General features: G+C 38.0%; 19 protein-coding genes and 1 pseudogene. 16 read left to right on the top strand and 4 right to left on the bottom strand.

Annotation, left to right across the window (positions count from 1 at the left end):
- Window positions 1–14: 14 nt before the first annotated feature.
- A pseudogene (locus F936_RS09985) lies at window positions 15–665 on the top strand (isochorismatase family protein); the annotation flags it as partial.
- 30 nt (window positions 666–695) lie between these two features.
- Window positions 696–884, top strand: a complete 189-nt coding sequence (locus F936_RS19535; protein WP_371864194.1) for a phosphopantetheine-binding protein — start codon at window positions 696–698, stop codon at window positions 882–884.
- A 55-nt stretch (window positions 885–939) separates the two neighbouring features.
- Here the strand turns inward: F936_RS19535 and F936_RS09980 are convergent, their stop codons facing one another.
- Window positions 940–4,101, bottom strand: a complete 3,162-nt coding sequence (locus tag F936_RS09980) for a multidrug efflux RND transporter permease subunit (protein WP_005047160.1) — start codon at window positions 4,099–4,101, stop codon at window positions 940–942.
- A gap of 217 nt (window positions 4,102–4,318) precedes the next feature.
- Between F936_RS09980 and F936_RS09975 the strand changes: the two genes are divergently transcribed.
- Window positions 4,319–6,280, top strand: a complete 1,962-nt coding sequence (locus tag F936_RS09975) for a TonB-dependent receptor plug domain-containing protein (protein ID WP_005047158.1) — start codon at window positions 4,319–4,321, stop codon at window positions 6,278–6,280.
- A 136-nt stretch (window positions 6,281–6,416) separates the two neighbouring features.
- Window positions 6,417–6,818 (top strand): transcriptional repressor, encoded by a 402-nt coding sequence (locus tag F936_RS09970; RefSeq protein ID WP_004642804.1) that lies wholly within the window; start codon window positions 6,417–6,419, stop codon window positions 6,816–6,818.
- 60 nt (window positions 6,819–6,878) lie between these two features.
- On the opposite strand, the gene F936_RS09965 is transcribed toward F936_RS09970, so the two are convergent.
- Entirely contained in the window at window positions 6,879–8,663 is a 1,785-nt protein-coding gene (locus F936_RS09965; RefSeq protein WP_005047157.1) for a bifunctional metallophosphatase/5'-nucleotidase, read from the bottom strand.
- Between the two features lie 301 nt (window positions 8,664–8,964).
- On the opposite strand from F936_RS09965, the gene ppk1 reads away from it, so the two are divergent.
- From ppk1 to F936_RS09930, 9 genes are all read left to right on the top strand, one after another.
- Entirely contained in the window at window positions 8,965–11,040 is a 2,076-nt protein-coding gene (gene ppk1 / locus F936_RS09960; RefSeq protein ID WP_005047155.1) for a polyphosphate kinase 1, read from the top strand.
- Between the two features lie 224 nt (window positions 11,041–11,264).
- Window positions 11,265–11,339, top strand: coding sequence for a pyrroloquinoline quinone precursor peptide PqqA (gene pqqA, locus F936_RS18815; RefSeq protein ID WP_001982218.1), 75 nt, complete (start codon window positions 11,265–11,267; stop codon window positions 11,337–11,339).
- A 75-nt stretch (window positions 11,340–11,414) separates the two neighbouring features.
- On the top strand, window positions 11,415–12,326 hold the full coding sequence (gene pqqB / locus F936_RS09955) for a pyrroloquinoline quinone biosynthesis protein PqqB (protein ID WP_005047154.1): 912 nt from the start codon (window positions 11,415–11,417) through the stop codon (window positions 12,324–12,326).
- A gap of 8 nt (window positions 12,327–12,334) precedes the next feature.
- Window positions 12,335–13,093 (top strand): pyrroloquinoline-quinone synthase PqqC, encoded by a 759-nt coding sequence (pqqC, locus tag F936_RS09950; protein WP_005047152.1) that lies wholly within the window; start codon window positions 12,335–12,337, stop codon window positions 13,091–13,093.
- On the top strand, window positions 13,090–13,374 hold the full coding sequence (gene pqqD / locus F936_RS09945; protein WP_003651748.1) for a pyrroloquinoline quinone biosynthesis peptide chaperone PqqD: 285 nt from the start codon (window positions 13,090–13,092) through the stop codon (window positions 13,372–13,374). The genes pqqC and pqqD overlap by 4 nt, the downstream gene beginning before the upstream one ends.
- Window positions 13,371–14,525 carry a pyrroloquinoline quinone biosynthesis protein PqqE gene (pqqE, locus tag F936_RS09940; protein ID WP_003651749.1) on the top strand — a complete coding sequence of 385 codons (1,155 nt, stop codon included), beginning with the start codon at window positions 13,371–13,373 and terminating at the stop codon, window positions 14,523–14,525. Before pqqD ends, pqqE begins: the two co-directional genes overlap by 4 nt.
- Window positions 14,526–14,542: 17 nt before the next feature.
- Window positions 14,543–15,595, top strand: a complete 1,053-nt coding sequence (locus F936_RS09935; RefSeq protein WP_005047150.1) for a dipeptidase — start codon at window positions 14,543–14,545, stop codon at window positions 15,593–15,595.
- Window positions 15,596–16,172: 577 nt separating this feature from the next.
- Window positions 16,173–16,349: a hypothetical protein gene (locus F936_RS18810; protein ID WP_005047146.1), complete on the top strand. Its 177-nt coding sequence runs from the start codon at window positions 16,173–16,175 to the stop codon at window positions 16,347–16,349.
- A gap of 241 nt (window positions 16,350–16,590) precedes the next feature.
- The gene (locus F936_RS09930; protein ID WP_005040740.1) at window positions 16,591–16,827 is read left to right on the top strand and encodes a hypothetical protein; all 237 of its coding nucleotides are present in this window, start codon (window positions 16,591–16,593) and stop codon (window positions 16,825–16,827) included.
- Between the two features lie 83 nt (window positions 16,828–16,910).
- Here the strand turns inward: F936_RS09930 and F936_RS09925 are convergent, their stop codons facing one another.
- A complete protein-coding gene (locus F936_RS09925; RefSeq protein ID WP_005047139.1) occupies window positions 16,911–20,018 on the bottom strand; it encodes an efflux RND transporter permease subunit in 3,108 nt (1,035 codons plus the stop codon).
- Complete coding sequence (locus tag F936_RS09920; protein ID WP_016801797.1) at window positions 20,015–21,181, bottom strand: efflux RND transporter periplasmic adaptor subunit; 1,167 nt, start codon at window positions 21,179–21,181, stop codon at window positions 20,015–20,017. The genes F936_RS09925 and F936_RS09920 overlap by 4 nt, the downstream gene beginning before the upstream one ends.
- 143 nt (window positions 21,182–21,324) lie before the next feature.
- Between F936_RS09920 and adeR the strand changes: the two genes are divergently transcribed.
- From adeR to F936_RS09905, 3 genes are all read left to right on the top strand, one after another.
- The gene (gene adeR, locus F936_RS09915) at window positions 21,325–22,056 is read left to right on the top strand and encodes an efflux system response regulator transcription factor AdeR (RefSeq protein WP_005047133.1); all 732 of its coding nucleotides are present in this window, start codon (window positions 21,325–21,327) and stop codon (window positions 22,054–22,056) included.
- Entirely contained in the window at window positions 22,046–23,113 is a 1,068-nt protein-coding gene (gene adeS, locus F936_RS09910; RefSeq protein WP_005047131.1) for a two-component sensor histidine kinase AdeS, read from the top strand. Before adeR ends, adeS begins: the two co-directional genes overlap by 11 nt.
- A 117-nt stretch (window positions 23,114–23,230) precedes the next feature.
- The gene (locus F936_RS09905; RefSeq protein ID WP_005047126.1) at window positions 23,231–23,818 is read left to right on the top strand and encodes a uracil-DNA glycosylase family protein; all 588 of its coding nucleotides are present in this window, start codon (window positions 23,231–23,233) and stop codon (window positions 23,816–23,818) included.
- The last annotated feature ends 8 nt before the right edge of the window (window positions 23,819–23,826 follow it).

Genomic DNA, 23,826 nt, shown 5'->3' with positions numbered 1-23,826 from the left:
AAAGGAAAAATTTGATGAGTATTCCAAAAATTGCCAGTTACAGCATGCCCCAAGCACACGAATTTACGGCGAATAAAACACATTGGCAGTTGCATACCAACCGCGCTGTTTTATTAGTGCATGATATGCAGCAATATTTTTTAGATTTTTATGATCAGACTCAAGAACCCATTCCAGAATTGATTAAAAATACCAAAGAACTGATTGAAACTGCACACAAGTTTAATATCCCTGTGGTCTATACCGCACAACCTGGTAACCAGACGCCAGAACATCGCCAATTATTAACTGATTTCTGGGGAACTGGTCTAAAAGATGATCCAAATATTACCCAAATATTGCCGGAAATTACGCCTCAGAAAAATGATACCGTTTTAACAAAATGGCGTTATAGCGCATTTAAGTTTTCTCCACTCGAGCAACTTATGCTTGAGTCAAACCGCGATCAGCTCATTATTTGTGGTGTTTATGCTCATATTGGTTGTCTCATGAGTGCGGCAGAAGCCTTTATGCTAAACATTCAACCATTTTTATGTGGTGATGCACTTGCTGACTTTAGTCGTGAAGAGCACGATATGGCTTTGAAATATGCAAGTACACGATGTGGGCAAGTCATGACAACTCAACAAGTCACTCGTGCTTGGGAACTTGAACAAGCCGCATCGCCATTAACTCAAGAAGGTATTGTCTTAGCGGTGAGTGAACAGCTACAGATTCCTGTATCAGACATTCAGTTAAATGATGATTTACTCATGCTTGGGCTTGATTCAGTACGCCTCATGACACTCGTAGGTAAATGGCAAGCTTATGGTGCACAGGTCAGCTTTGAAGATTTAGCCGAACAACCAACATTGGAAGTTTGGATTGATAAGCTTGTAGCCTAAATCTAAACAATAAAAAATGGCAGATTTAATATCTGCCATTTTTTTATTTTAACAATTAGAAAGAGGTATTATCTTTTTTAATACGGCGGCTAAATTTCAAAGTTCGAGTAAACCTGAGTTTGCTCATTGACCACTGAAAACTTGGCACACTATGAATCATAACAAAGAAAAACACCGTAAATAGCGGTACAAGTAAAGTACCAAACACAACACTTCCAAATACGCTCATGCCAATTTCATAACGGCTAGCAGCGCCTGCACCTGTTGCAAAGATTAAAGGAATAACACCCGCACCAAAAGCAAGGGAGGTCATCAAAATTGGGCGTAAACGCAACTTTAACGCTTCACTTGCTGCGTCGATTTTACTTTTTCCTTGTTTGAGTGCTTGAGTCGCAAACTCCACAATTAGAATTGCATTCTTACAAGACAAGCCAATACCCGTTAATAGGGCAATTTGAAAATAAACATCATTAGGTAAGTTAAAGATCTTGGCAAAAATAATAGTGCCCGTAATTCCTAAAGGTAGACCTAATAAAATGATGAATGGTACTTTCCAACTTTCATATAAGGCTGCCAAACATAAGAAAATAAACAAAATAGAAATGACATATAAAAAGATAGCCTGCCGATTAGACTGCTGCTCTTGTAACGAGAGGCCACTCCACGCAACATCTACACCAGATTGTTTAGCAACCATATCCGTAAGTTCTTGCATGGCTTGTCCTGAACTAAAGCCTGGACTAACATTCGCTTCAAGTTGTATAGCAGCTAATCCCATAAACCGAGTTAAAGCTTCCGGTCCACCAGTCCACTGACTTTGAGCAAAATGGGCGAGGGAAAGCATTCCTCCTGTATTGTTTCGCACATGCCAGTAAGCTAAGTCTTCGGGTTTAGAGCGAAATTCAGAGTCACCTTGCATAATAATTCTTTTAATTCGACCTCTTTCAACAAAATCACCAACATAGTTTCCACCCCAAGCAGTCGATAGTGTTGAACGTATCGCTTGCTGATCAATTCCAAGCATTTTTGCCTTATTTTGATCGAGTTGAATAAATACTTCGGCTTTATCTTCACTCACAAGGGGACTTAGATTTTCAAATGCTGAATAGTTCCGCGCCTCTTTTTCTAAGGCTTTATATTGTTTGATTAATTCATCGCGCCCTTGACCATTTACATCTCTAAGCCAAAGTTCCAAAGCATCAGACTGACCTAAACCAGATACACTTGGTGGCATTCCTACCATGACTTTAGCTGGCAAGTTTTTTTGCAAATAAGTTTGAGCACGTTCACGAATAGCACTTGCCGTATTGGCTTCACCTTTACGCTCATTCCAATGTTTAAGCGAAATAAACGCCATGCCTAGATTTGGACCGCTCCCTGAAAAATTTTGTCCATTCACCACAAGTACGGTATTAATATTTTTGGCTTCATGTTCAAAAAAATAATTATTGACGAGCTTTCCAACTTCTTCGGTCTGACTCATTGAAGCACTATTATGCAAACTATAGGGAACAGCGAGTAGTCCTTGATCTTCATTAGGAATAAAGCTTGTAGGCAAGCCGCGGTAAATCATAAATAAAATAACCGCTATGCTCACAACTAACAGGCTGGAAAAGACTTTGAACTGAATTAGGCGAACGGATAAAAAACTAAAAGTTGATCTAACTTTTTGAAGAGCAAGCTCAAGTGCTTGTCCCCATTTTGGCTTTTTATTGTGCTTTTTTAATAAAACTGCGCACATTGCTGGTGTAATAGTCATTGCAACAAATAGCGATAACAACATGGCTGCCGCTAAGGTAATAGAAAACTGACGGTAAATCATACCCGTCGAACCACTAAAAAAAGCCATTGGGATAAATACCGCAGTTAATACCAGTGTAATACCAACCAATGCACCGCTAATCTCTTGCATGGACATTAAACAAGCTTCACGTACACTCAGCTGTTGTTCATGCATAAGTCGTTCAACATTTTCGACCACGACAATCGTGTCATCCACCAGCAACCCAATCGCTAAAACCAGTGCAAATAGGGTAAGGGTGTTAATACTCATTCCAAACAAATACAACACAACAAATGTGCCACTAATTACAATAGGAACCGTAATGGTTGGAATAAGAGTCGCACGCCAATTTTGTAAAAAGAGGTACATAACGATCACTACCAATACAATCGCTTCAAGCAAAGTGATAATGACCTGCTTAATTGACTCTTCAATAAATGGGGTATTATCTCTTGGATAGACAATTTTATATCCGGCTGGTAAATGCTGGCTAAGCTGAGCCATTTTTTCTTTAATGAGGGCAGAAGTCTCAATTGCATTGGCATCAGGACTTAAAGAAATACCTAGGCCTGCCGATGGATAACCATTAAGCGTATTAATGCTTTCATAATTTTCTGCACCTAATTCGACTCTCGCAACATCTTTTAAATAAACAAGGCTTCCATCAATATTCGCTTTAACTACTACCGACTTAAAATCATCTATTGTTTTTAAACGTGAACCTGCTTTTACTTTTGCATAAATATTCTGGTCAGAAGCGGAAGGCATTGCACCAATCGAACCAGCAGCAATTTGGGTATTATAATCTTCGAGCGCCTGTTCAATATCACTCGGCACAAGTTGGTAATTTCTAAGCTGATTTGGATTTAACCAAATTCGCATGGCATAACTCGAACCAAAAACATCAACCTCACCAATTCCTTGGAGTTGGCTTAAAGGTTGTTCAAAGTGATTCACCATATAATCAGATAATTCAATATTGCTGGCTTTTCCTGTTTCATCATATAGCCCAACAATAAGCAGCATATCACCCGTGGTTTTCCATATATTTACGCCTTGTCTTTGAACTTCCTCAGGCAACCGGTTTAACGCAGCATTAATTCGGTTTTGTACTTGTAACTGTGCTTTATCAATATCTGTTCCAATTTTAAAGTGAATATCAATGCTGCTCGTTCCCGATGATTCACTATAGGACGTAAAGTAAAGCAAATTATCCAGACCTTTGATTTGTTGTTCTAAAATTTGGGTCACGCTTTCTTCTACAGTGTCAGCAGCTGCACCACGGTAGTTTGCAACAACAGTGACACTGGGCGGAGCAAGGTTTGGATACCGTTCAACAGGCATTGCTAAAGTGGCAAAAAAACCAAAAATAAGAATAGTGATTGCAATGACAGAAACAAAGATAGGGTGATATATAAAAAATCGAGAGAGCATTGTTATGTCTACTTTAAGCTTGTTTTAAATAGGTTTTTAGGCACACGAACGTGTAATGGTAACGCTTTTTTACAGCACAAACAATAATGATTATCATTATATAACTAATAATTATTTTTATCTTGATCAGTAAAAGTCATGCGTATATGATGCTCGGCACATCATAAATGATAATAATTATCACATGGTAATCATTATCCAAAACAAGGGCCGAGAAATGACGTTAACTAAAAAGGCGCTGGTGGTCGCCATCTCAACACTGCTTCCGTTCGCCGTTCAAGCAAATACAGATAGTGAACAGCAGGGCAATACCGAACCAGTTCAAAAACTTAAAACTATTGTGGTTTCAGCAGCATTAAAAGAACAAGATGTTGATAAAGCACCCGCATCGATTAGTGTGATCACGAGTGAAGAGATTGAGCGTAGTGCAGCACTTAGTCTTGCTGATGTTTTACAAAAACAAGCTGGGGTTTATAACTACAATAGTGGGCAAGATAAGATTGTTATACGAGGAATGCTCAACACATCGGGTAACTACACACTCATCTTACTCAATGGCAAACGCATGTCATCGAACGGCGCAATGTGGCGAGGTAATGACTTTGACTGGAGTGCAATTCCTTTAAATAGTATCGAACGTGTTGAAGTCATTCGTGGGCCAATGTCATCACTTTATGGTGCAGATGCCATGGGTGGTGTAATCAATATCATTACCAAAAAAGCCGAAGATGGGCAGCTTCATGGTTCGATCTTTGGGCAATATAATCGAGCCGACCGTGGAAATGGTAAAGATCAATTTCGTTACGGATTTAATTTATATGGCGGTTTAACTGACAATCTAAGTTTTACTTTGGCCGGTGACGCATATAACCGTGATGCATGGTATCGAAATGGTAAACCAGATCCAGATGGCGCGTACTTTGTAGAGAAAGATACGAAAAACGTAAACGGTACTTTAAGTTGGGATATCAACGACCAACAAACTTTAGACCTAGATTTGGGTTATAACAACGATAAACGACCACTGACCCAAGATGCCGCAACTTCCATTCAAGAATCAGAAATGAAACGTACCAATGTGGGGATTGCGCACCGCGGAAAATGGGGATGGGGTAAAACAGAAGCTTATATTGGTAAAGAAACAGCCAAAATTTATGATTACGACAGCGAGTATGATGCACCGCAAAGTCGTCAATATAAGCAAGAAAATTTAATTGGACGTGCTTTTGCTAACTTTGATTGGCTGATGAATAACACCACAGCAGGTTTTGATTATAAAGACCAGAAAATTACCGATGTTGTGAGTTATATCGGCACTGGAAAAAACCAGCAGAAGAGCTACGGTGTATTTGTTCAAAACGATACCCACATTAACGATGCACTGACATTAACTTTAGGTGGTCGTTATGACGATTTTGATGACTTTGATGGCAAATCAACAGGCAAAGCCTATTTAACATATGAGTTAGCAGAAGGTGTCATCCTTAAAGGTGGTGTAGGACAGGCATATAAGGTTCCATCTCCAGCACAGTTAGATATCAATTATTCAATGATCTCATGTGGTGGTAGTTGCCATATTCGAGGTAACCCTAACTTAGATCCTGAAGAAAGCACCAACTATGAAGCTTCTTTAATTGTGACTCGACCAAATTGGAATGCTGGAGTTACCGTTTTCCAAAATGATGTGAAGAACCTGATTGAAGCGATTACCCTAAGTGATGGAGACCCTCGTTTAGAAGGCGATTTTAGAAAAATTTGGACCAATGTAAGCCGTGCGGAACTCAAAGGAGTTGAACTTACTGGTGGTTATGACTTCACCGATAATTTAGGTGTGAAAGCAAATGCAACTTACTTAGACGCAAAAAACAAAACTACAGGTAAAGATTTAACTGAACGACCAGAGTGGCTCGCTAATGGTTCAATTTCTTGGGCGCCAGTTGAAGATTTCCGTGTAAATGCTGGCGTAAGTTATGTGGGTAAACAAATGTACTCAGCAACTAAAGAGTTACCAGCTTATACAACTTACGACGTGACATTTACGTCACCACTTTCACCACGTTTAACATTGGATTATGGTGTAAAAAACCTGACTGATGTTGATCTTGAAGATAAAAATAAAACCTTTAATACCAAACTCTATGGTCGCAATTACTTTGTAAAAGCGACTTATAGTTTCTAAGGTAAAGCTAAGCTCAAAGCCTATTCATAGGGGAATAGGCTTTGCTTTTTTTAACAAATACCCATAATTTTCAAGCAAGTGTAGACAAAATAATTTTAATAAATCTTATACTTCTAAACATTAAGGCTAATTAATCATGACGACAACTTCAAAATCATTATTAAACGGACTACCGATAAAAAAATCGAGAATACATGTTTTTGAAATCTTAAATCAGAATCCACAAGGTTTAAGCGCAGACAATATTTATGCTCAAATTAAAAATGAATATAAAATAACGTTAGGAACGATCTATAGAATTTTATCTGAATTTGAAAATCGTAAACTCATCAAAAGGGTATTCTTAGGGAAAAGCAAAAGTATCTACAAAATTAGAAAAGATAAAATGAGCTGTAATCTGATTTGTCTTAAAACATCAGAAGCCTCTAACTTTGAGCATGAGAAAGTTAATGAATTACTCCATGAAGTTATGGAAATTATTTTTGCAAATACTGGAGCAGACATTAGCAGTATTGAGCTTAACCTTTATACTGAATAAAATCTTTATATAGAGCAAAATAAAGGACAGCTTTTGCTGTCCTTTATTCGACGTGCCTTATTATTTAATTACTTTAATTCGAGTTGTAGCTGGAATAATTAACGGCGAATTCTTTGAGTTTTCTTCAATATAGCTTTCAAGAGCATCAATATCTTGACCACCACCTACACGGTTTTGACCTTCTTTTAATACTGTAAAATTGTCACTGCCATCTGCCAAAAAGCTATTTACCGTCACACGGTATACTTTACTGTCAACCAACGGTGAACCAGCAACCATAATGTTACTTGCTCGCGGTGAAACAGAAGTATTTGCCGCATATTGATAGGTTAATTCTTTAGATGGCTGTAAAATTCTCGCTGAATTTGCATTTGCACCAGACCACTGCTGTTCAAGTACATCTCTAATCTGTTTGCCAGTCAAGCTCAAAGTCACAATAGAGTTACCAAAGGGTTGAACCGCAAAAACATCGCCAAAGGTAATCCGGTTACTACTGTTAATCAGTAGGTCGGCACGTACACCACCTGGGTTCATGAGTGTAAAGTCAGAGCCTTGATTACTTGCTTTTAAGGCAAACGCTTGCTGAGCATCTGCAATCATAATACCGAGCGGACTTTCACCACTTTCGACTTGAGTACGACTTACAACCGCTGTTGCAGTTCCAACCACACGACTTGAAATGTTGGTCACAGCTTGGCGGTACTTATCTAAAATAGCCTCAATGCTTGGCGTTTTGCTAAATTTTTGATAGAGATCTGTAAGGCTTACTGTGGTTGTTCCAGATGTGTATGCTTCACTTTGTATAGGAACCTGTTTAGCATCCTTTTTAATCACATCACCAGTTTTACCATCAAGCTCAACCTTGATGTCAGTAATAAGCGTGCCATATTGTCCAGCTGAGGTAAGCAAGAACGGTTTTGCCGGATTTTTTGTAGCATAGTCACAAATATAAGATTGATGCGTATGCCCCGAAACAACAATATCAACTGCCGGATTTAATTTATCTAAAATACCTAAGATCGGGCCGCTTAAGCCATCACATGTTTTTTCATTAAACTTAGTACCTGGTGCGGCACCTTCATGAACTACTACAACAATTGCTTCAATTCCTTGTTTTTGTAACTCAGGAATCAAGGCATTTACCGTATCTGCTTCATCACGGAATTCCACATCTTTAATGCCAGCTGCCGAAACAATACTCGGCGTTGCTTTAAGGGTTAAACCAATAAATGCAACTGGAATACCGCCGTAAGTTTTGACTTTATAGGCAGGAAAGATTGTTTTGCTCACATCATTTTTCATTGCTACGTTAGCTGCAAGAAAATCAAATTTTGCACCGCTAAAGTTTTTACTAATTTGGCAAGGTGCAGTGCTAGTATATTGCTGACATCCACCGTTCTTTAAGCGGCGTAATTCATCTGTACCACGGTCAAATTCATGATTACCCACAGCATTAAAGTCAATTTGAATATCATTCATTACTTCAATTGTCGGTTCATCTAAAAATAAAGAAGAGGTCAGTGGGGAAGCACTAATTAAATCGCCTGCCGAAACCACAGCATTATTTGGATTTTCTGCTTTAAGTTTTTTAATTGCATCAGCAAAGTAACTTACCCCACCAACAGGAATACGAACAGATTGAGCAGCATCATTTGGATTTGGTGCTTCGACATAACGCTTAGGTGGTTCAAGATTTCCGTGAAAGTCATTAAAAGCTAAAATATTTACGGTCTGATTGCTTCTTTGGGCGGGTGCTGTGTCATTATCATCGTCATTACATCCAGCTAATAACGTTATTGTCAGAGAAAGTGTTGTTACTTTAAATAGTGTTGTTAAATTTGTCATTTTTTTATCATTTGATCAATTAAGACGGATAAAAAAATACGCTTTTAGTGTGAATATTTGATGAAAAATGAATATAACTACAGATAGAGTGATTTTAAAAAATTAGTGCTAAAATTATTTATAAGCTTCTAGTAAGGAAGTAAATAAATAAAGTGCTTAAAATAAATGCTGATTTTAAATTTTTTCATAAATAATTCATTAATTTGCAATAAAACATCTACAAAATATAGGTGAGTAAAATCGGTTTTTAAATTTCTCTTTTTTATTCATTTTAACTTTTTTCCAAGTATAAGAGTCAATAATGACATCATTGCCCACTTTATCTAGCTCAACCCAGCATAATTTAGAAACTTATATTAATAGAGAACTGTCCTTATTAGAGTTCCATAAGCGAGTGCTTGCTCAAGCAAAAGATATTGAACATCCTTTGCTTGAACGCTTAAATTTTTTAATTATTTTTTCACGCAATCTGGATGAGTTTTTTGAAATTCGTGTAGCAAGTCTAATTCAACAAATTAGCCTAATGAGTCAAGCAACTGGGCCAGAAGGACTGCCATTAGTAGAAGTATTAAAACAAATTTCAAAAAATGTGCATGAGGCAGTTGAAGAACAATATAAAATTTTAAATTATACATTGTTGCCGCAACTACAAGGCTATGGTATTCATTTTATTCAACATGCTGACATATTAGAAAAACATAAAGAATGGATTAAAGAATACTTTTTTAAAGAAGTACAACCTGTCATTACTCCAATTAGTCTTGATCCAGCACACCCATTTCCACGATTGGTCAATAAAAGTCTTAATTTTATTGTTACCTTAGAAGGCAAAGATGCTTTTGGCCGTCAGATTGATTTAGGCATTGTGCCAGCCCCACGTTCATTACCAAGACTTGTTAAAATTCCGGAACATATTTCCGGTGGTGCCGAGCATTACATTCTTTTATCAGCCATTATCCATCAACATATTTCAGATTTATTCCCTGGTATGAAAGCAACGGGGTGTTATCAATTTCGCGTAACACGAAATGCTGATTTAACCGTGTCTGAAGATGTAGAAGATTTAGCGGAAGCTTTAAAAGGTGAGTTATCTTCACGTCGCTTTGGGCAAGCTGTCCGTCTCGAAGTAGGCAAAAAATGTCCTGCCGACATTGCAAATTATTTATTGGAACAATTTGATTTAGATGCTGAACATCTTTATTACGTAGATGGTCCTGTCAATTTAGCCCGTTTTATTTCGAATTTTGATTTTCCAGATCTACGCTATAAACCCTACCAACAGGTTTTACCTCAGCTTCTTTATAATAAGAAACCGATTTTTAGTGTATTAAAAGCAGGGGATGTTTTACTACATCATCCATTTGACTCTTTTGCACCTGTTATTAAGTTTCTTAGAGAAGCGGCACAAGATCCAAATGTATTGGCAATTAAACAAACGCTGTATCGGAGTGGTGCAAATTCTGAAATAGTTCAACTTCTTGCAGAAGCTGCTCGCAACGGAAAAGAAGTTACTGCTGTTATTGAGTTACGCGCACGCTTTGACGAAGAGTCCAATATTGAAGTTGCTAACGTACTACAAGAAGCTGGTGCTGTCGTCGTTTATGGAATTGTGGGTTATAAAACTCACGCCAAGATGATTTTAGTTGTTCGTCGTGAACAAGATAAAATCAAAAGATATGCACACCTAGGTACAGGCAATTACCATGCCGTGAATGCCAAGATTTATACAGATTTTGGTTTACTTACGAGTGATGTTGAAATCTGTGAAGATGTGCATAAAATTTTCCAAGAACTCACGGGTATGGGCAAAATGGCAAAGCTTAAAAAACTATTCCATGCACCTTTTACCTTACATTCACAATTGCTTGAGTTAATTGATCAAGAAACTAAAAATAGCCTCGCAGGCAAAAAAGCCCACATTATAATTAAAGTGAATGCACTCACTGAACCACAGCTAATCAGTGCACTTTATAAGGCATCACAAGCAGGCGTAGAAATTGATTTAATTATTCGTTCGATTTGCTGCTTAAGACCACAAGTTGCGGGTTTATCCGAAAATATTCGTGTACGCTCAATTGTTGGTCGTTATTTAGAACATACTCGCGTTTATTATTTTTATAATGATGGTAATACAAAAGTTTATTGTGCGAGTGCTGACTGGATGGGTCGTAACTTGTTCTCTCGTATAGAAACGTGTTTCCCTATTGAAGATAAAAAATTAAGGAAACAAATCATAGAAGATGGTTTAAATAATTATCTAAAAGACAATCGTCAAGCTTGGGAATTACAAGCAGATGGTACATGGGTGCAATGCCAGCCTAAACGTGGACAGCAACTTTATATTGCACAACAACATTTAATGAATTTGTCTGGGTAAAACAGTAGACACAACAGTATTTTAAACTGTTGTGTCTTTTTAGAAGTTTATTTGAATATGTTCGAAATATTAAAATTTGGACAAAAAACACAATTATCGAACAATATCTTAGCTAGAGGCTGTCTACAAATCCCAATTTTTTATTTAGAATAAATTTTTAATTGCCTTATCAAATTTAATCAAGTGATTAATTTCATAAGATTAATATTAACCGGAGATAATTTATGCAATGGACTAAACCTGCTTTTACTGATTTACGCATTGGTTTTGAAGTTACAATGTACTTCGAAGCACGTTAATCAGCTTCATCCAAATATGTCATAAGCCCTAGTCTTGTTCTAGGGCTTATCTCTTTCTAATAAGATATTAATTTTATGTATATTTATGTTTTAGGTTCAGCTGCCGGAGGCGGGTTTCCGCAGTGGAATTGTAATTGCCCGAATTGTCATGGTGTCCGTACAGGTACGATTAATGCCAAACCCCGTACTCAATCATCAATTGCGGTTTCAGAAAACGGCGTAGACTGGATTTTATTAAACGCATCACCTGATATTCGTCAGCAGCTTTTCGAATTTAAAGCAGCCCAACCAGCTCGTAAATTGCGTGATACAGGAATAACGAGCGTTATTTTAATGGACAGTCAGTTAGACCATACGACTGGGCTTTTGACCTTACGTGAAGGTTGTCCAATGAATGTATGGTGTACAGAAATGGTCCACCAAGATTTAACGAGCGGCTTTCCAGTTTTTAACATGCTAAAACACTGGAATGGTGGTCTTCAATATCACGAGATTAACCCTAAACAAGCTTTTAAAATTGATGGTTTTGAAAGTTTAGAATTTATTCCACTCATCATTAAAAGTGCTGCACCTCCGTATTCGCCACATCGAAATGACCCACATGACGGCGACAACATTGCCTTAATTATCAAAGACCATAAAACACAAAAACAGTTGTTCTATGCGCCGGGTCTTGGAAAAATTGATGATCAAATCATGCAGATTATGCAGAGTTCAGACTGCGTCATGATTGATGGAACGCTTTGGACAGATGATGAAATGCAACAAACAGGGGTTGGTAAAAAAACTGGACGTGAAATGGGGCATTTATACATTAGTGGTGAAGGCGGTTCGCTATCCTATTTAAATCAACTGAGTACGCCAAAAAAAGTGCTCATTCACATTAACAATACCAATCCAATTTTAAATGAAAACTCTAGCCAGTTTGCTGAGCTTAAAGCAAACAATGTAGAAGTTGCCTATGATGGCATGCAGATTGAACTCTAAGGTGAACCATGACTCAAACACCTGAAGCTTTAACGACTGAGCAGTTTAAACAAGCTATTATCGATAAAGGTCAGTATTATCATATCTATCATCCATTTCATGTGATGATGTATGAAGGTCGCGCAACTCAACAACAAATTCAGGCTTGGGTTGCAAACCGCTATTACTATCAAATTAATATTCCGCTTAAAGATGCAGCCATTATGGCGAATTGCCCAGACCAGCGCGTCCGTCAAGAATGGATTCAACGCATGATCGATCAAGATGGTGAATATCCTGATGGCGGTGGCCGTGAAGCATGGTTACGGTTAGCCGAAGCTGTGGGCTTGAGTCGTGAACAAGTGATTTCTGAAGAACTGGTATTACCAGGTGTTCGTTTTGCCGTAGATGCCTATGTGAACTTCGCACGTCGTGCTTCATGGCGGGAAGCAGCAAGTAGTTCTTTAACTGAACTTTTCGCCCCAAAAATTCATCAATCACGTCTAGAGTCGTGGCCACAGCACTATCCCTGGATTGATGATAAAGGCTATGAGTATTTCCGTTCACGTTTAAGTCAGGCACGCCGTGACGTTGAACATGGCTTAACGATTACGCTTGATTCATTTACGACTCATGAGCAACAAGAACGAATGCTTGAAATATTGCAGTTTAAGCTGGATATTTTATGGAGCATTTTAGATGCTTTAACGCTGGCATATGTTCACAATGAAGCACCGTATCACACTGTAACTAGCAAACGGGTTTGGCATAAAGGATTATTTAAATGAATAAAGAGCAGTTTGATTTAAACCTTGTGCCGACGTGGCGACAAGGTTACCGTTTTCAGTTCGAACCGGCTCAAAATGGTTTTGTGATTTTATATCCTGAAGGCATGATCAAGTTAAATGAAAGTGCAGGGGCAATCGGACAATATATTGATGGTCAGCAAAATGTTTCTGCAATTATTGCGCAGTTAAAGCAAAAATTTGGTGATATTGCTGAGATTGATCAAGATGTAATAGATTACATGCTGGTCGCAAAACAGCAACACTGGATTGATTTAGTATGACAGAAGGTGTTGGCCTACCTTTATGGTTATTAGCGGAATTAACGTATCGTTGCCCGCTACAATGCCCATATTGCTCAAACCCATTGGACTACGCTCAGCATAAAAATGAACTGACCACCCAAGAGTGGTTTGATGTTTTTGATCAAGCACGTCAAATGGGCGCCGTTCAACTTGGTTTTTCTGGTGGTGAACCACTGGTACGCCAAGATTTAGAACAACTGGTTGCACATGCTCATCAACAAGGGTTTTATACTAACCTCATTACCTCAGGCATGGGACTCACCGAACAACGCATTGCCGATCTAAAGCAAGCAGGGCTAGATCACATTCAAGTGAGCTTTCAAGCTAGTGACCCTGTGGTAAATGATGCCTTAGCAGGTTCAAAGTATGCTTTTGAACAAAAGTATGAAATGTGCCGACTGGTTAAAAAATATGATTATCCGATGGTGCTCAATTTTGTAATCCATCGGCATAACATTGACCAGATTGAACAAATTATTGAACTTTGCCTAGAGCTAAATGCAGATACAGTCGAGTTAGCAATTTGTCAGTTTTACGGTTGGGCTTTTTTAAACCGCCAAGGTTTGCTACCAACACAAGAACAACTGATACGTGCCGAACGGATTACCAATGAATATCGAGAAAAATTAAAAGCACAAAATCATCCCTGCAAACTCATTTTTGTAGTGCCTGATTATTATGAAGAAAGACCAAAAGCCTGTATGAATGGCTGGGGTAAAATCTTCTTTACAGTTGCTCCAGATGGTATGGCGCTGCCTTGCCATGCAGCACGGCAATTACCAATTTCGTTTCCAAACGTCCGTGAACATACATTGTCAGATATCTGGTACAAATCAACTGGATTTAATCATTTCCGTGGCGATGCATGGATGCCTGAAGGCTGCCGCAGTTGCCCCGATAAAGATCGTGACTTTGGCGGATGCCGCTGTCAGGCCTATATGTTGACCGGCGATGCTGCTAATGCCGATCCTGTATGTGGGAAATCGCCGTATCATCAAATGATTGAACAAGCACGTACAGAAAGTCATGTAGCAGCTCCACTACAACAACTTGTGTTTCGGAACAGTAGAAATTCTAAATCTTTAAGTGCTTCACAAAATATTCCAGTCCACACGATTACAGATAAATAGCAAGCAGCGGGAATCCCATGAAGCCTAGCCATATTCCAGTTTTTGATGGACATAATGATGCATTAACGCGTTTATGGCTAAGTGATCATGCAGATCCTGTACATGCTTTTCTGCACGAACGTTTAGCAGGTCATCTTGACTTAAAACGCTGCCAGCAAGCAGGCTTTGTTGGTGGAATGTTTGCCATTTTTTTACCTCCATTTAGCTATGTGCAACAGCATCATTCCAATAAACTTTTTGATCAAGATGCTACTGATTTTACGCAACAGCAAATTGAACAGATTTGCTTAGAGCAACTCGATATAGCACACCAACTCGCGCAACGTTCTACGGACATTCAAATTTGCACATCTGTTCAGGATATTCAGAGCTGTGTAAACACACAGAAACTGGGAATTGTGCTGCATATGGAAGGTGCAGAAGCTTTACAGCAAAACTCCGATTTACTTGATGTGTTTTATGACAGAGGTCTGCGTAGTATCGGCCCACTTTGGAATAGGCCCAGTCTGTTTGGACATGGTTTGAATGCTAAGTTTCCTCACTCACCCGACACAGGAGCTGGTCTTACCCAAGACGGCAAAGCCTTTATAAAGCGATGTGCTGATAAAAAAATGGTGATTGATGTTTCCCATATGAATGAACAGGCTTTTTGGGATACTGTAGATCTATTGCAACAGCCAATCGTAGCAACACACTCTAATGCACATGCTTTATGTCCTCAAGCCCGTAATTTAACTGACCAGCAGCTTAAAGCTATTCGAGAAAGTAAAGGTATCGTCGGGGTGAATTTCGATGTTGCTTTTTTACGATCAGATGGACAACGTAATGCAAATACATCTATAGATGTAATTTTAGACCATCTTGATTATTTGTTAGATCGACTTGGTGAAGAACATGTAGCTTTTGGTTCCGATTTTGACGGCGCACTCATCGGGACTGAGCTTGAAGATGTTATGGGCTTACATAAACTTATTCATCGCATGCAACAGCGAGCCTACTCAAGCGAACTCATTGAAAAACTATGTTTTACGAATTGGATAAACGTACTTTATCGGATTCTGGGTGAATAGTTTTAGAGCTAAACATATTGAACATAACTAATTATTTGCATTTTTTGATTGGCTGAAATGACTAAAAAAAATACAAATGGTTTAATTGTCAACCATTCGGTAAATTCACTAAACTCAACCTTACTGAATGTAAGAACATTTAGTATTTCAGGTCTTTTGTGGTTTTCACATTACCCATTTCTTCATGAGAAGTAGAAATGGGTTTTTTCTTATCCAAATTATATAAACGTGATTTCCATCATAATAATTACTAATTATTGGTAAAACCCTTCAATCCCATCTTGACTAAAAGTTCAGCATTAAATACATTTGTAGTGTATTTAAAGATAATAAGATTGTTTTAAAGCAATTCATAATACTGCTTAATCCTGAAATACAGTAAAAGCCTATTCAACAACAGAATAGGCTTTTTACTTTGTATCAAAATTTATTTTTTTAACTATTACACTATTCAATTAACATAAAAATTAAATACCTTACAAAAGCGGAGCAAATGAAAGCCGTTAAATAACAAATTATGTGCTATTAATTTAAGTTGATTTTTCAAAAAATACTCCGTTAATCGAAGAGGTGCGAAATGTTAAAGTCAATTATAGTATTGGGAACAGGTATTGCGATTGGGATGTGTGTGTACAAGAAAAAGCAAAAAAATAGTAAGAGTTTTAACACAGATAGCGATACTGACTCAGTGATTAGTAAAGACAGTGCTAAAAATCAAGATGATGGTCAGCTTGATAACACTGTAAAGGTTTAGCGTTAAATAAAAAGGGGTTCAGATAATGAACCCTTTAATTTTTATTAAAAATAAAAAGTAATAATTATTTTGAATAGATTAACTTAAATATAATATTTAAATTAAATAATCACTCAACTATTCATTTAATTATTGCAAAAGCATGATTAAAATAAAAAAACACTTTCATTATTAAAATTTACATATTTTATCAGAGGAGTCTTTATTATTATCGATGCGAATAATAAAAATGCAGACTAGAATGTCAAAGCGCCATATTTTAAAAGAAGTAAATGCCAAAAGTATGTGTGGTATGGAAATTGTGGTTGAACAAATTTATGAAAATATTGATGAGAAAAGCTTTGTCGAAGCTGGAATAGAGCAAAACTGGTTGCCACTTTCTAAAATTGTGATTTCTGATAAAGTCATTAATTTAGATCAAGATAATACCTTTGCTCATCCAAGAACAGGCAAGGTCTTTAAAGTCCTTAACTCTTAATCGATTCTTACTTTTCTAGTAAAGTTTTATATTTCTAGGTTATTGAGGCGAAACACAGATAAGTTTCGCCTCAATGCATTTAACTAAGAGCTAATTTTCTTCTTAGAGAAGAATTTTTCTGCTGCTCCCAACACAAATATAAAGAATACTGGAACAAAAAAGATTGCCAGAATGGTGGCAGATATCATCCCTCCAAATACACCTGTACCTAGCGCATGTTGAGTTTCTGAACTCGCCCCACTTGCAATCACCAATGGAATCACACCACAAGTGAAGGCTAGGGAAGTCATTAGAATTGGGCGTAAGCGTAACTTCGCTGCTGCAACGGCTGCTTCAACTAAACTCATTCCTTCTTCTTTGAGCATTTTTGCGAACTCAACAATTAAGATCGCATTTTTGGCAGATAGACCAATAATGGTAATTAGACCAATTTTGAAGAAAATATCATTTGGCATTCCTCTTAGAATAATGGCCAAAATAGCACCAAAGATTCCTAAAGGAACAACCAGCATAACTGATAACGGAATTGACCAACTTTCATAAAGTGCAGCTAACACTAAAAACACGACCAACATTGATAAGGCAATAAGAAATACCATTTGAGATTCAGACTGTTTTTCCTGTAAAGAAATACCTGTCCACTCATAACCGATTCCTTGAGGAAGCTTGGCAATCAGTTTTTCCATTTCTCGCATCGCATCGCCAGAAGATACACCCATGTTAGGAACACCAGCGATACTTAATGAAGGACGGCCATTGTAGCGATTATATTGCTGCGGCAACTTATTCCACTGAGGAGTTACCACTTCAGATAGAGAAACCAGTTGTCCATTTGCGCCCGCAACCTTCAAACTTAAAATATCTTTTAAGTGCATTCGTGATTTTGCATTGGCTTGAACAATAACTTGCTGCATTCGTCCTTGGTTCGGAAAATCATTGATATACATTGACCCCATTGAAGTCGAAATAATATCTGAAACGGAAGCAAAGCTTACACCTAGAGCACTTAACTTCTCACGGTCTATTTTTAAGCTAATATTGTCACCTTCGGGCAAACCTTCAGGATAAACCATATAAAACTTTTTGTTTTGAGCAGCCATTTCCATAAGTTTTTCTTGTGCAGAAATTAAGGCAGGCATTCCTAAATTTGCTTTGTCTTGTAAGCGCAAGCTAAAGCCTGAAGATGTACCTAATTCATCAATGGCAGGAGGAAGTACCGACATCGTTGTACCTTCCTTACTGTTCGCCATTTCTGCATTAATGAAGTTAGTATAGTCGGTCGTGGATTTATCACGTTCACTAAAATCTTTTAAGGTTGTAAAAGCGAGTGCTACGTTTTGTCCAGCGCCACTAAATCCCCAGCCCATAATTGAAATATTACTTTTTACATCTGACCGCTCGTTTAAATGGTCTTCAAATTCTTTGACGATTTTTTGAGTTCGTTCAGCTGTTGCATCCGAAGGTAACTGGAATGAAGTCAAAAACCAGCCCTGATCTTCTTCAGGCATAAAAGCAGTTGGCCAATATTTCATTCCTGCAAAAGTTAGTCCCGTAATCACCACAAAAATGATTAAAGTCGGAATAGTATGTTTAACGACTTTAAGTAGAAGAACTTCATATTTTTTTGTGACTTTATCAAAGCTACGATCAAACCACGCATAAAACCCTTTCTTTTGATGATGTGCATCAATCGGTTTTAATAAGGTTGCGCAAAGGGCAGGTGTGAGAGTGAGTGCTAAAAATGCCGAGAATAAAATTGAAACCGACATGGTAATAGTAAACTGGCGATAAATAATGCCGACCGAACCGCTCGCCAAAGCCATGGGTAAAAACACTGCTGCCAACACCAAAGTAATACCAATAATCGGGCTGGTAATCTCAGTCATGGCTTTTGAAGTCGCTTCTTTAGGCGCTAAACCTTCAGTTGCCATAATCCGTTCAACATTCTCAACGACCACAATCGCATCATCAACAATAATCCCGATCGCAAGCACCATACCAAACATGGTTAGCACATTAATTGAGTAACCCGTCAAAAGCATGATGGTAAAGGTACCAAGCAGGGCAATTGGAGCCACAATCGCAGGAATTAAGGTATAGCGAATATTATGAAGAAATAGATACATCACAATAAAAACCAAAACCATGGCTTCAATTAATGTATGAATTACTTTTTCTATCGAAATTTTAACAAAAGGCGCAGTATCGTATGGAACACTAAACTGCATACCTTCGGGTAAATTTACTTTTAATTCTTCGAGTTTCTGTTTGACACCTTCGGCTGTTTTTACCGCATTTGCACCAGGGCTAAGTTGAACCGCCGCAGCAGTTGCAGGGTTACCATTTTCTAAAATGGCAAAGTTATATGACTGAGCACCCATTTCTACATCGGCTACATCGGACAGCTTAATGTTGGCACCACTAATGTTGCTCTTTAGACTAATATTTTTGAACTGCTCAACATTTTCAAGCTGTCCTTGAGCTGACAAAGGTATTGTAATTAATTGACCGTTAATTAAAGGCCTATCGCCAAGCCGACCCGGTGCAATATCAATATTATTGTTGCGAATCGCATTGTTTACATCGCTTATTGATAATCCATAAGAGACTAACTTGTTGGGATCTACCCAAATCCGCATTGCTTTCTCAGCACCGAAGGACTGAATTTTTCCAACACCTTCAACACGTTTAAGCTCTTCAACCACATTACGAACCAGATAGTCGCTCAAATCTACTTCTGAATAGCGGTGATTAGGTGAATTTAAGCCTACAAGCATTAAAAAGCCTGATGAAGATGCTTCTACAGATAAACCTTGTTGACGAACCACTTGCGGTAAGCGCGCTTCAACCGCTTTAATTTTATTCTGTACATCGACTTGAGCCATATCGACATCGGTACCGGGTTTAAAAGTCGCGGTAATTTCAGCAGTACCAGATGAATCGGTTGTCGCACTATAGTAGAGTAGGTTTTTTACTCCCGACATTTCCCGTTCAATGAGGGTAATGACGCTATCATTAATAGTTTTGGGAGTAGCGCCCGGATAACTTGCTGTAATGTTGACTTCAGGTGGTGCGACACTCGGAAAGCGGGCAATAGGTAACTTTGGAATACTGAGTACACCAAATAAAATAATAAAAATCGCAATGACCCATGCAAAAATAGGACGGCGAATAAAGAATTGAGACATCATTTCGTGTCTCCTTGCTTCGCCGTATTTTCTGCTGAAGCTGCTTTCCATACGGAAATCGCCAGCTTCTGGTTTGGCTGAATACGTTCTATACCTTCAACAACAACTTTGTCGCCTGCTTTAAGCCCTTTATTGATGAGATAAAACTGCTCATATTGTTGCCCCAATTCTACAGGGCGAACGTCTGCACCACCTTTGGCATTTACCACGTAGACTTGCGGGTCGCCGTTCATATTGCGCTGAATTGCTTGTTCTGGAACGAGTAAAGCCTGAGGAACCGAAGCACGTTCAATAGTGACGCGCACATACATACCCGGAAGTAATTTTCTTTCAGAGTTATTTACTTCAATACGGATGGTGACATCGCCAGTTTCAGGGTCAACATTAATGTCTTCAAAAAGCATTTTTGCCGAGACGTTATAGGGTTGTCCTAAACTATTTAGAATCTGCACATCTTTTTGGTTGTTGGCAGATAGCTCTCCACTTTGTAAAGCTGCCTGTAAACGCTCATATTCACCAATAGACTGTTTTACATCGACATACACACGGTCAATTTGTTGAATTGTAGCCATAGTATTGCTATCACCTTGGCTAACTAATGCACCTTCAGTCACAAACGATTTACCAATACGTCCTGAAATGGGTGCTCGTACTGTCGCGTACCGTAAATTAAGATTTTGGCGAGCCAACAAAGCTTTCATTTGGGCAACATCTGCAATTGCTTGTCGATATTGCGCTTCGGCGTTACTTACTTCTTGCTTACTAATTGCGTTACTTGGTAAGAGTTGCTGATAGCGTTCGAGTTGTATTTTTAAACGACTTACTTCCGCTTCCGCTTTATTTAGCCCAGCTCGATTACTATTTACATCTGCCTCAAATGTCTCTGAGTTTATTTTATATAGCGGTTGCCCAGCTTTAACTTCACTACCTTGAGCAAATAAAACTTTTTCGATAATGCCACCAACTTGAGGGCGAATTTCGGCAGTCCTGAAAGCTTGAACGCGTGCAGGTAAGTTTTCGCTAAAATTAATCGGCTGCGGTTGAACTGAAATAACGGTAACTTTAGCTGTAAATACCTGTGTTTGATCACTTGCTTGTTCTGTCCCACAACCATGCAACACAAGGCTGAAAGATAAAACGAATGGAACTAAAAAATGCTTTTGCACTTTTATAACACCTAATGGACTTCTAGATGCTGACATTATTTTTGATGTGTGTGTAACGAAAATCACGAATATGTGGAAAAAGTGTGGAGATTTATCAAAAAATATGCGTATGATGAATCAAATTTTTCTCGCGTTTTATTCATATGTTCGAGTCAACCTTTACATTCAACTGTCAGGATAAGCTTATTCTTGTCGTAGAAGATGAATATGATATTGGCGATATTATTGAACATTATCTTAAGCGCGAAGGCATGCGTGTTGTTCGGGCCATGAATGGTAAGCAGGCGATTGAAATACATGCAACGCAGCCCATTGATCTGGTCATACTCGATATAAAAATGCCCGAATTGAGTGGGTGGGAAGTCCTCAATAAAATTCGGCAAAAAGCAGCTACACCTGTAATTATGCTGACTGCTTTAGATCAAGAAATCGATAAAGTCATGGCTTTACGAATTGGTGCGGATGACTTTGTGGTAAAACCATTTAACCCAAATGAAGTGGTCGCACGTGTGCAAGCGGTACTACGACGTACTCAACAAAATCAGCAAACGCCTAACCGAAATCTGATTTATAAAAATATTGAAGTGAATACAGAAATTCATACAGCCTATATTTACTCGGATGACAAACAACAAGCACTTAATTTAACTCTGACTGAGTACAAAATTTTGTTGTTGATGGTGCCTCATCCTCATAAAGTTTTTACCCGCTCTGAACTGATGAATCAGTGCTTACCAGATCGAGATGCATTAGAACGCACGGTCGATAGCCACGTTAGTAAGCTACGAAAGAAAATAGAAGATCTGGGCTTACGCAATATGCTCATTAATGTTCGTGGTGTAGGTTATAGGCTGGACAATCCACATGAAAAATAAAACAGGCATTAGTAAACAACTTATTATTGCACTGAGCTTTACCAGTCTAAGTGTTACATTAAGTTCACTCATTTTAGGCTACGGCACCTATTATATTGCAATTGAAGTGGGTCTTATTTCTCTTGAAAAACTCAAAGAAAGTGATGAGTTTTTCCACTATTTAGATGGCATATGGTTATTTGCTGTGCTTCTGTTTGGCACAGCATTATCAATTATTTTAGGCATAAAGCTTGCTCAACGTTTTATTGTGCCTATTAATCTATTAGCAGATGCAGCAAAAAAAATTAGTCATGGGGATTTAACTGCACGAGTAGAAAAACCGACGCATCATTCTTCTGAAATTGCAGAGTTGATGGACAATTTTAATGACATGGCTCAAAAGCTCGAAACCTCAGTTGAAAATGCTCATGTCTGGAATGCTGCAATTGCACATGAGTTACGAACTCCAGTCACTATTTTGCAGGGCAGGTTACAGGGGATTATTGATGGTGTTTTTGAAGCAGATCCCATTTTATTTAAGAACTTACTTAATCAAGTTGAAGGTCTGTCAAATCTAGTTGAAGACTTACGTACATTAAGCCTTTTTGAAAACCAGCAGCTTAGACTTCATCTCGAAACGATTCATTTTAATGAAACTGCCCACAAAGTCGTGCATATGTTTCAAGAAAAATTAGAAAAAGCTCAGCTTGAAGTCATTTTTGACATTCAAGCATCAGAAGTTAAGTGTGATCAAAGGCGTATAGAACAAGTTTTAATTGCACTATTTGATAATGCCACACGTTATGCAAATCCGGGGAAGCTACTTGTTTCAGCAAGACAAGACCAATCTAACTGGATTCTTGAAATAGAAGATGAAGGGCCGGGCATTTCAGCGGAACATCGCAAAGATTTATTTAATCCTTTCTTTAGGTTAGAACAATCAAGAAATAAAGAGTTAGGCGGTACTGGCTTAGGTCTTTCAGTTGTACAAGCCCTTGTTATTGCCCATAAAGGTCAGGTCGATTATCTCAATCAACATTCACATAGCATTTTTAAAATAAGCATTCCTCAAGAATGATCGCTTTAGTAATCTCCCTTAACGATTTAATGAAGAGAAATTGCATTTCTTGACTCGTGATTAACTCGAAAATAGGTTAATTTATTTATAAAATTTTTAAGTAAATACTGATTTTTTATGATAATTGAGATAGAAACACATCCACTTGAACCATTTTTACCCGAAAATGCCCGTTTACTCATGTTAGGTAGTTTTCCACCACCGCGTAATAAATGGAAGATGGATTTTTACTATCCAAATTTCCAAAATGACATGTGGCGAATTTTTGGCTTAATTTTTTTCCAAAACAAAACCTACTTTTTAAGTGAAAATCAGAAAAATTTTAATGAAGAACGTATTCGAAACTTCTTGATTGAAACAGGTATTGCAATCTTTGACACGGCTTACCAAATTAAGCGATTGAAGGGGAATGCCGCAGATAAGTTTCTTGAAATAGTAACGCCGACAGATCTTTCTGCTCTACTTCAACAGATTCCGTTATGTCAGACCATCATGACTACAGGTGATAAAGCGACTGATACCTTAATTTCTGTTTTACCAGAGCATACTGAAAAACCACTTATAGGAACATCTACATCAATTCGCTTTGTAGGGCGAGATATTAATTTATACCGCTTACCATCCTCTTCAAGAGCTTATCCATTGGCATTAGAGAAAAAAGCAGAGGCTTATCAAAAATTCTTTAAAGAGATTGGTATCTTATAAATAAAATT

This window comes from Acinetobacter calcoaceticus DSM 30006 = CIP 81.8 (assembly GCF_000368965.1).
Classification (GTDB): Bacteria; Pseudomonadota; Gammaproteobacteria; order Pseudomonadales; family Moraxellaceae; genus Acinetobacter; species Acinetobacter calcoaceticus.
Note: the sequence above shows the minus strand (reverse complement) of the source record. Positions and strands in the feature narration are given on the sequence as shown.

Coding starts and splice junctions, on each gene's coding strand:
- F936_RS09980 (WP_005047160.1), bottom strand. CDS start 4,101: ATGCTCTCTCGATTTTTTATATATCACCCTATCTTTGTTTCTGTCATT.
- F936_RS09975 (WP_005047158.1), top strand. CDS start 4,319: ATGACGTTAACTAAAAAGGCGCTGGTGGTCGCCATCTCAACACTGCTT.
- F936_RS09970 (WP_004642804.1), top strand. CDS start 6,417: ATGACGACAACTTCAAAATCATTATTAAACGGACTACCGATAAAAAAA.
- F936_RS09965 (WP_005047157.1), bottom strand. CDS start 8,663: ATGACAAATTTAACAACACTATTTAAAGTAACAACACTTTCTCTGACA.
- ppk1 (WP_005047155.1), top strand. CDS start 8,965: ATGACATCATTGCCCACTTTATCTAGCTCAACCCAGCATAATTTAGAA.
- pqqB (WP_005047154.1), top strand. CDS start 11,415: ATGTATATTTATGTTTTAGGTTCAGCTGCCGGAGGCGGGTTTCCGCAG.
- pqqC (WP_005047152.1), top strand. CDS start 12,335: ATGACTCAAACACCTGAAGCTTTAACGACTGAGCAGTTTAAACAAGCT.
- pqqD (WP_003651748.1), top strand. CDS start 13,090: ATGAATAAAGAGCAGTTTGATTTAAACCTTGTGCCGACGTGGCGACAA.
- pqqE (WP_003651749.1), top strand. CDS start 13,371: ATGACAGAAGGTGTTGGCCTACCTTTATGGTTATTAGCGGAATTAACG.
- F936_RS09935 (WP_005047150.1), top strand. CDS start 14,543: ATGAAGCCTAGCCATATTCCAGTTTTTGATGGACATAATGATGCATTA.
- F936_RS18810 (WP_005047146.1), top strand. CDS start 16,173: ATGTTAAAGTCAATTATAGTATTGGGAACAGGTATTGCGATTGGGATG.
- F936_RS09930 (WP_005040740.1), top strand. CDS start 16,591: ATGTCAAAGCGCCATATTTTAAAAGAAGTAAATGCCAAAAGTATGTGT.
- F936_RS09925 (WP_005047139.1), bottom strand. CDS start 20,018: ATGATGTCTCAATTCTTTATTCGCCGTCCTATTTTTGCATGGGTCATT.
- adeR (WP_005047133.1), top strand. CDS start 21,325: ATGTTCGAGTCAACCTTTACATTCAACTGTCAGGATAAGCTTATTCTT.
- adeS (WP_005047131.1), top strand. CDS start 22,046: ATGAAAAATAAAACAGGCATTAGTAAACAACTTATTATTGCACTGAGC.
- F936_RS09905 (WP_005047126.1), top strand. CDS start 23,231: ATGATAATTGAGATAGAAACACATCCACTTGAACCATTTTTACCCGAA.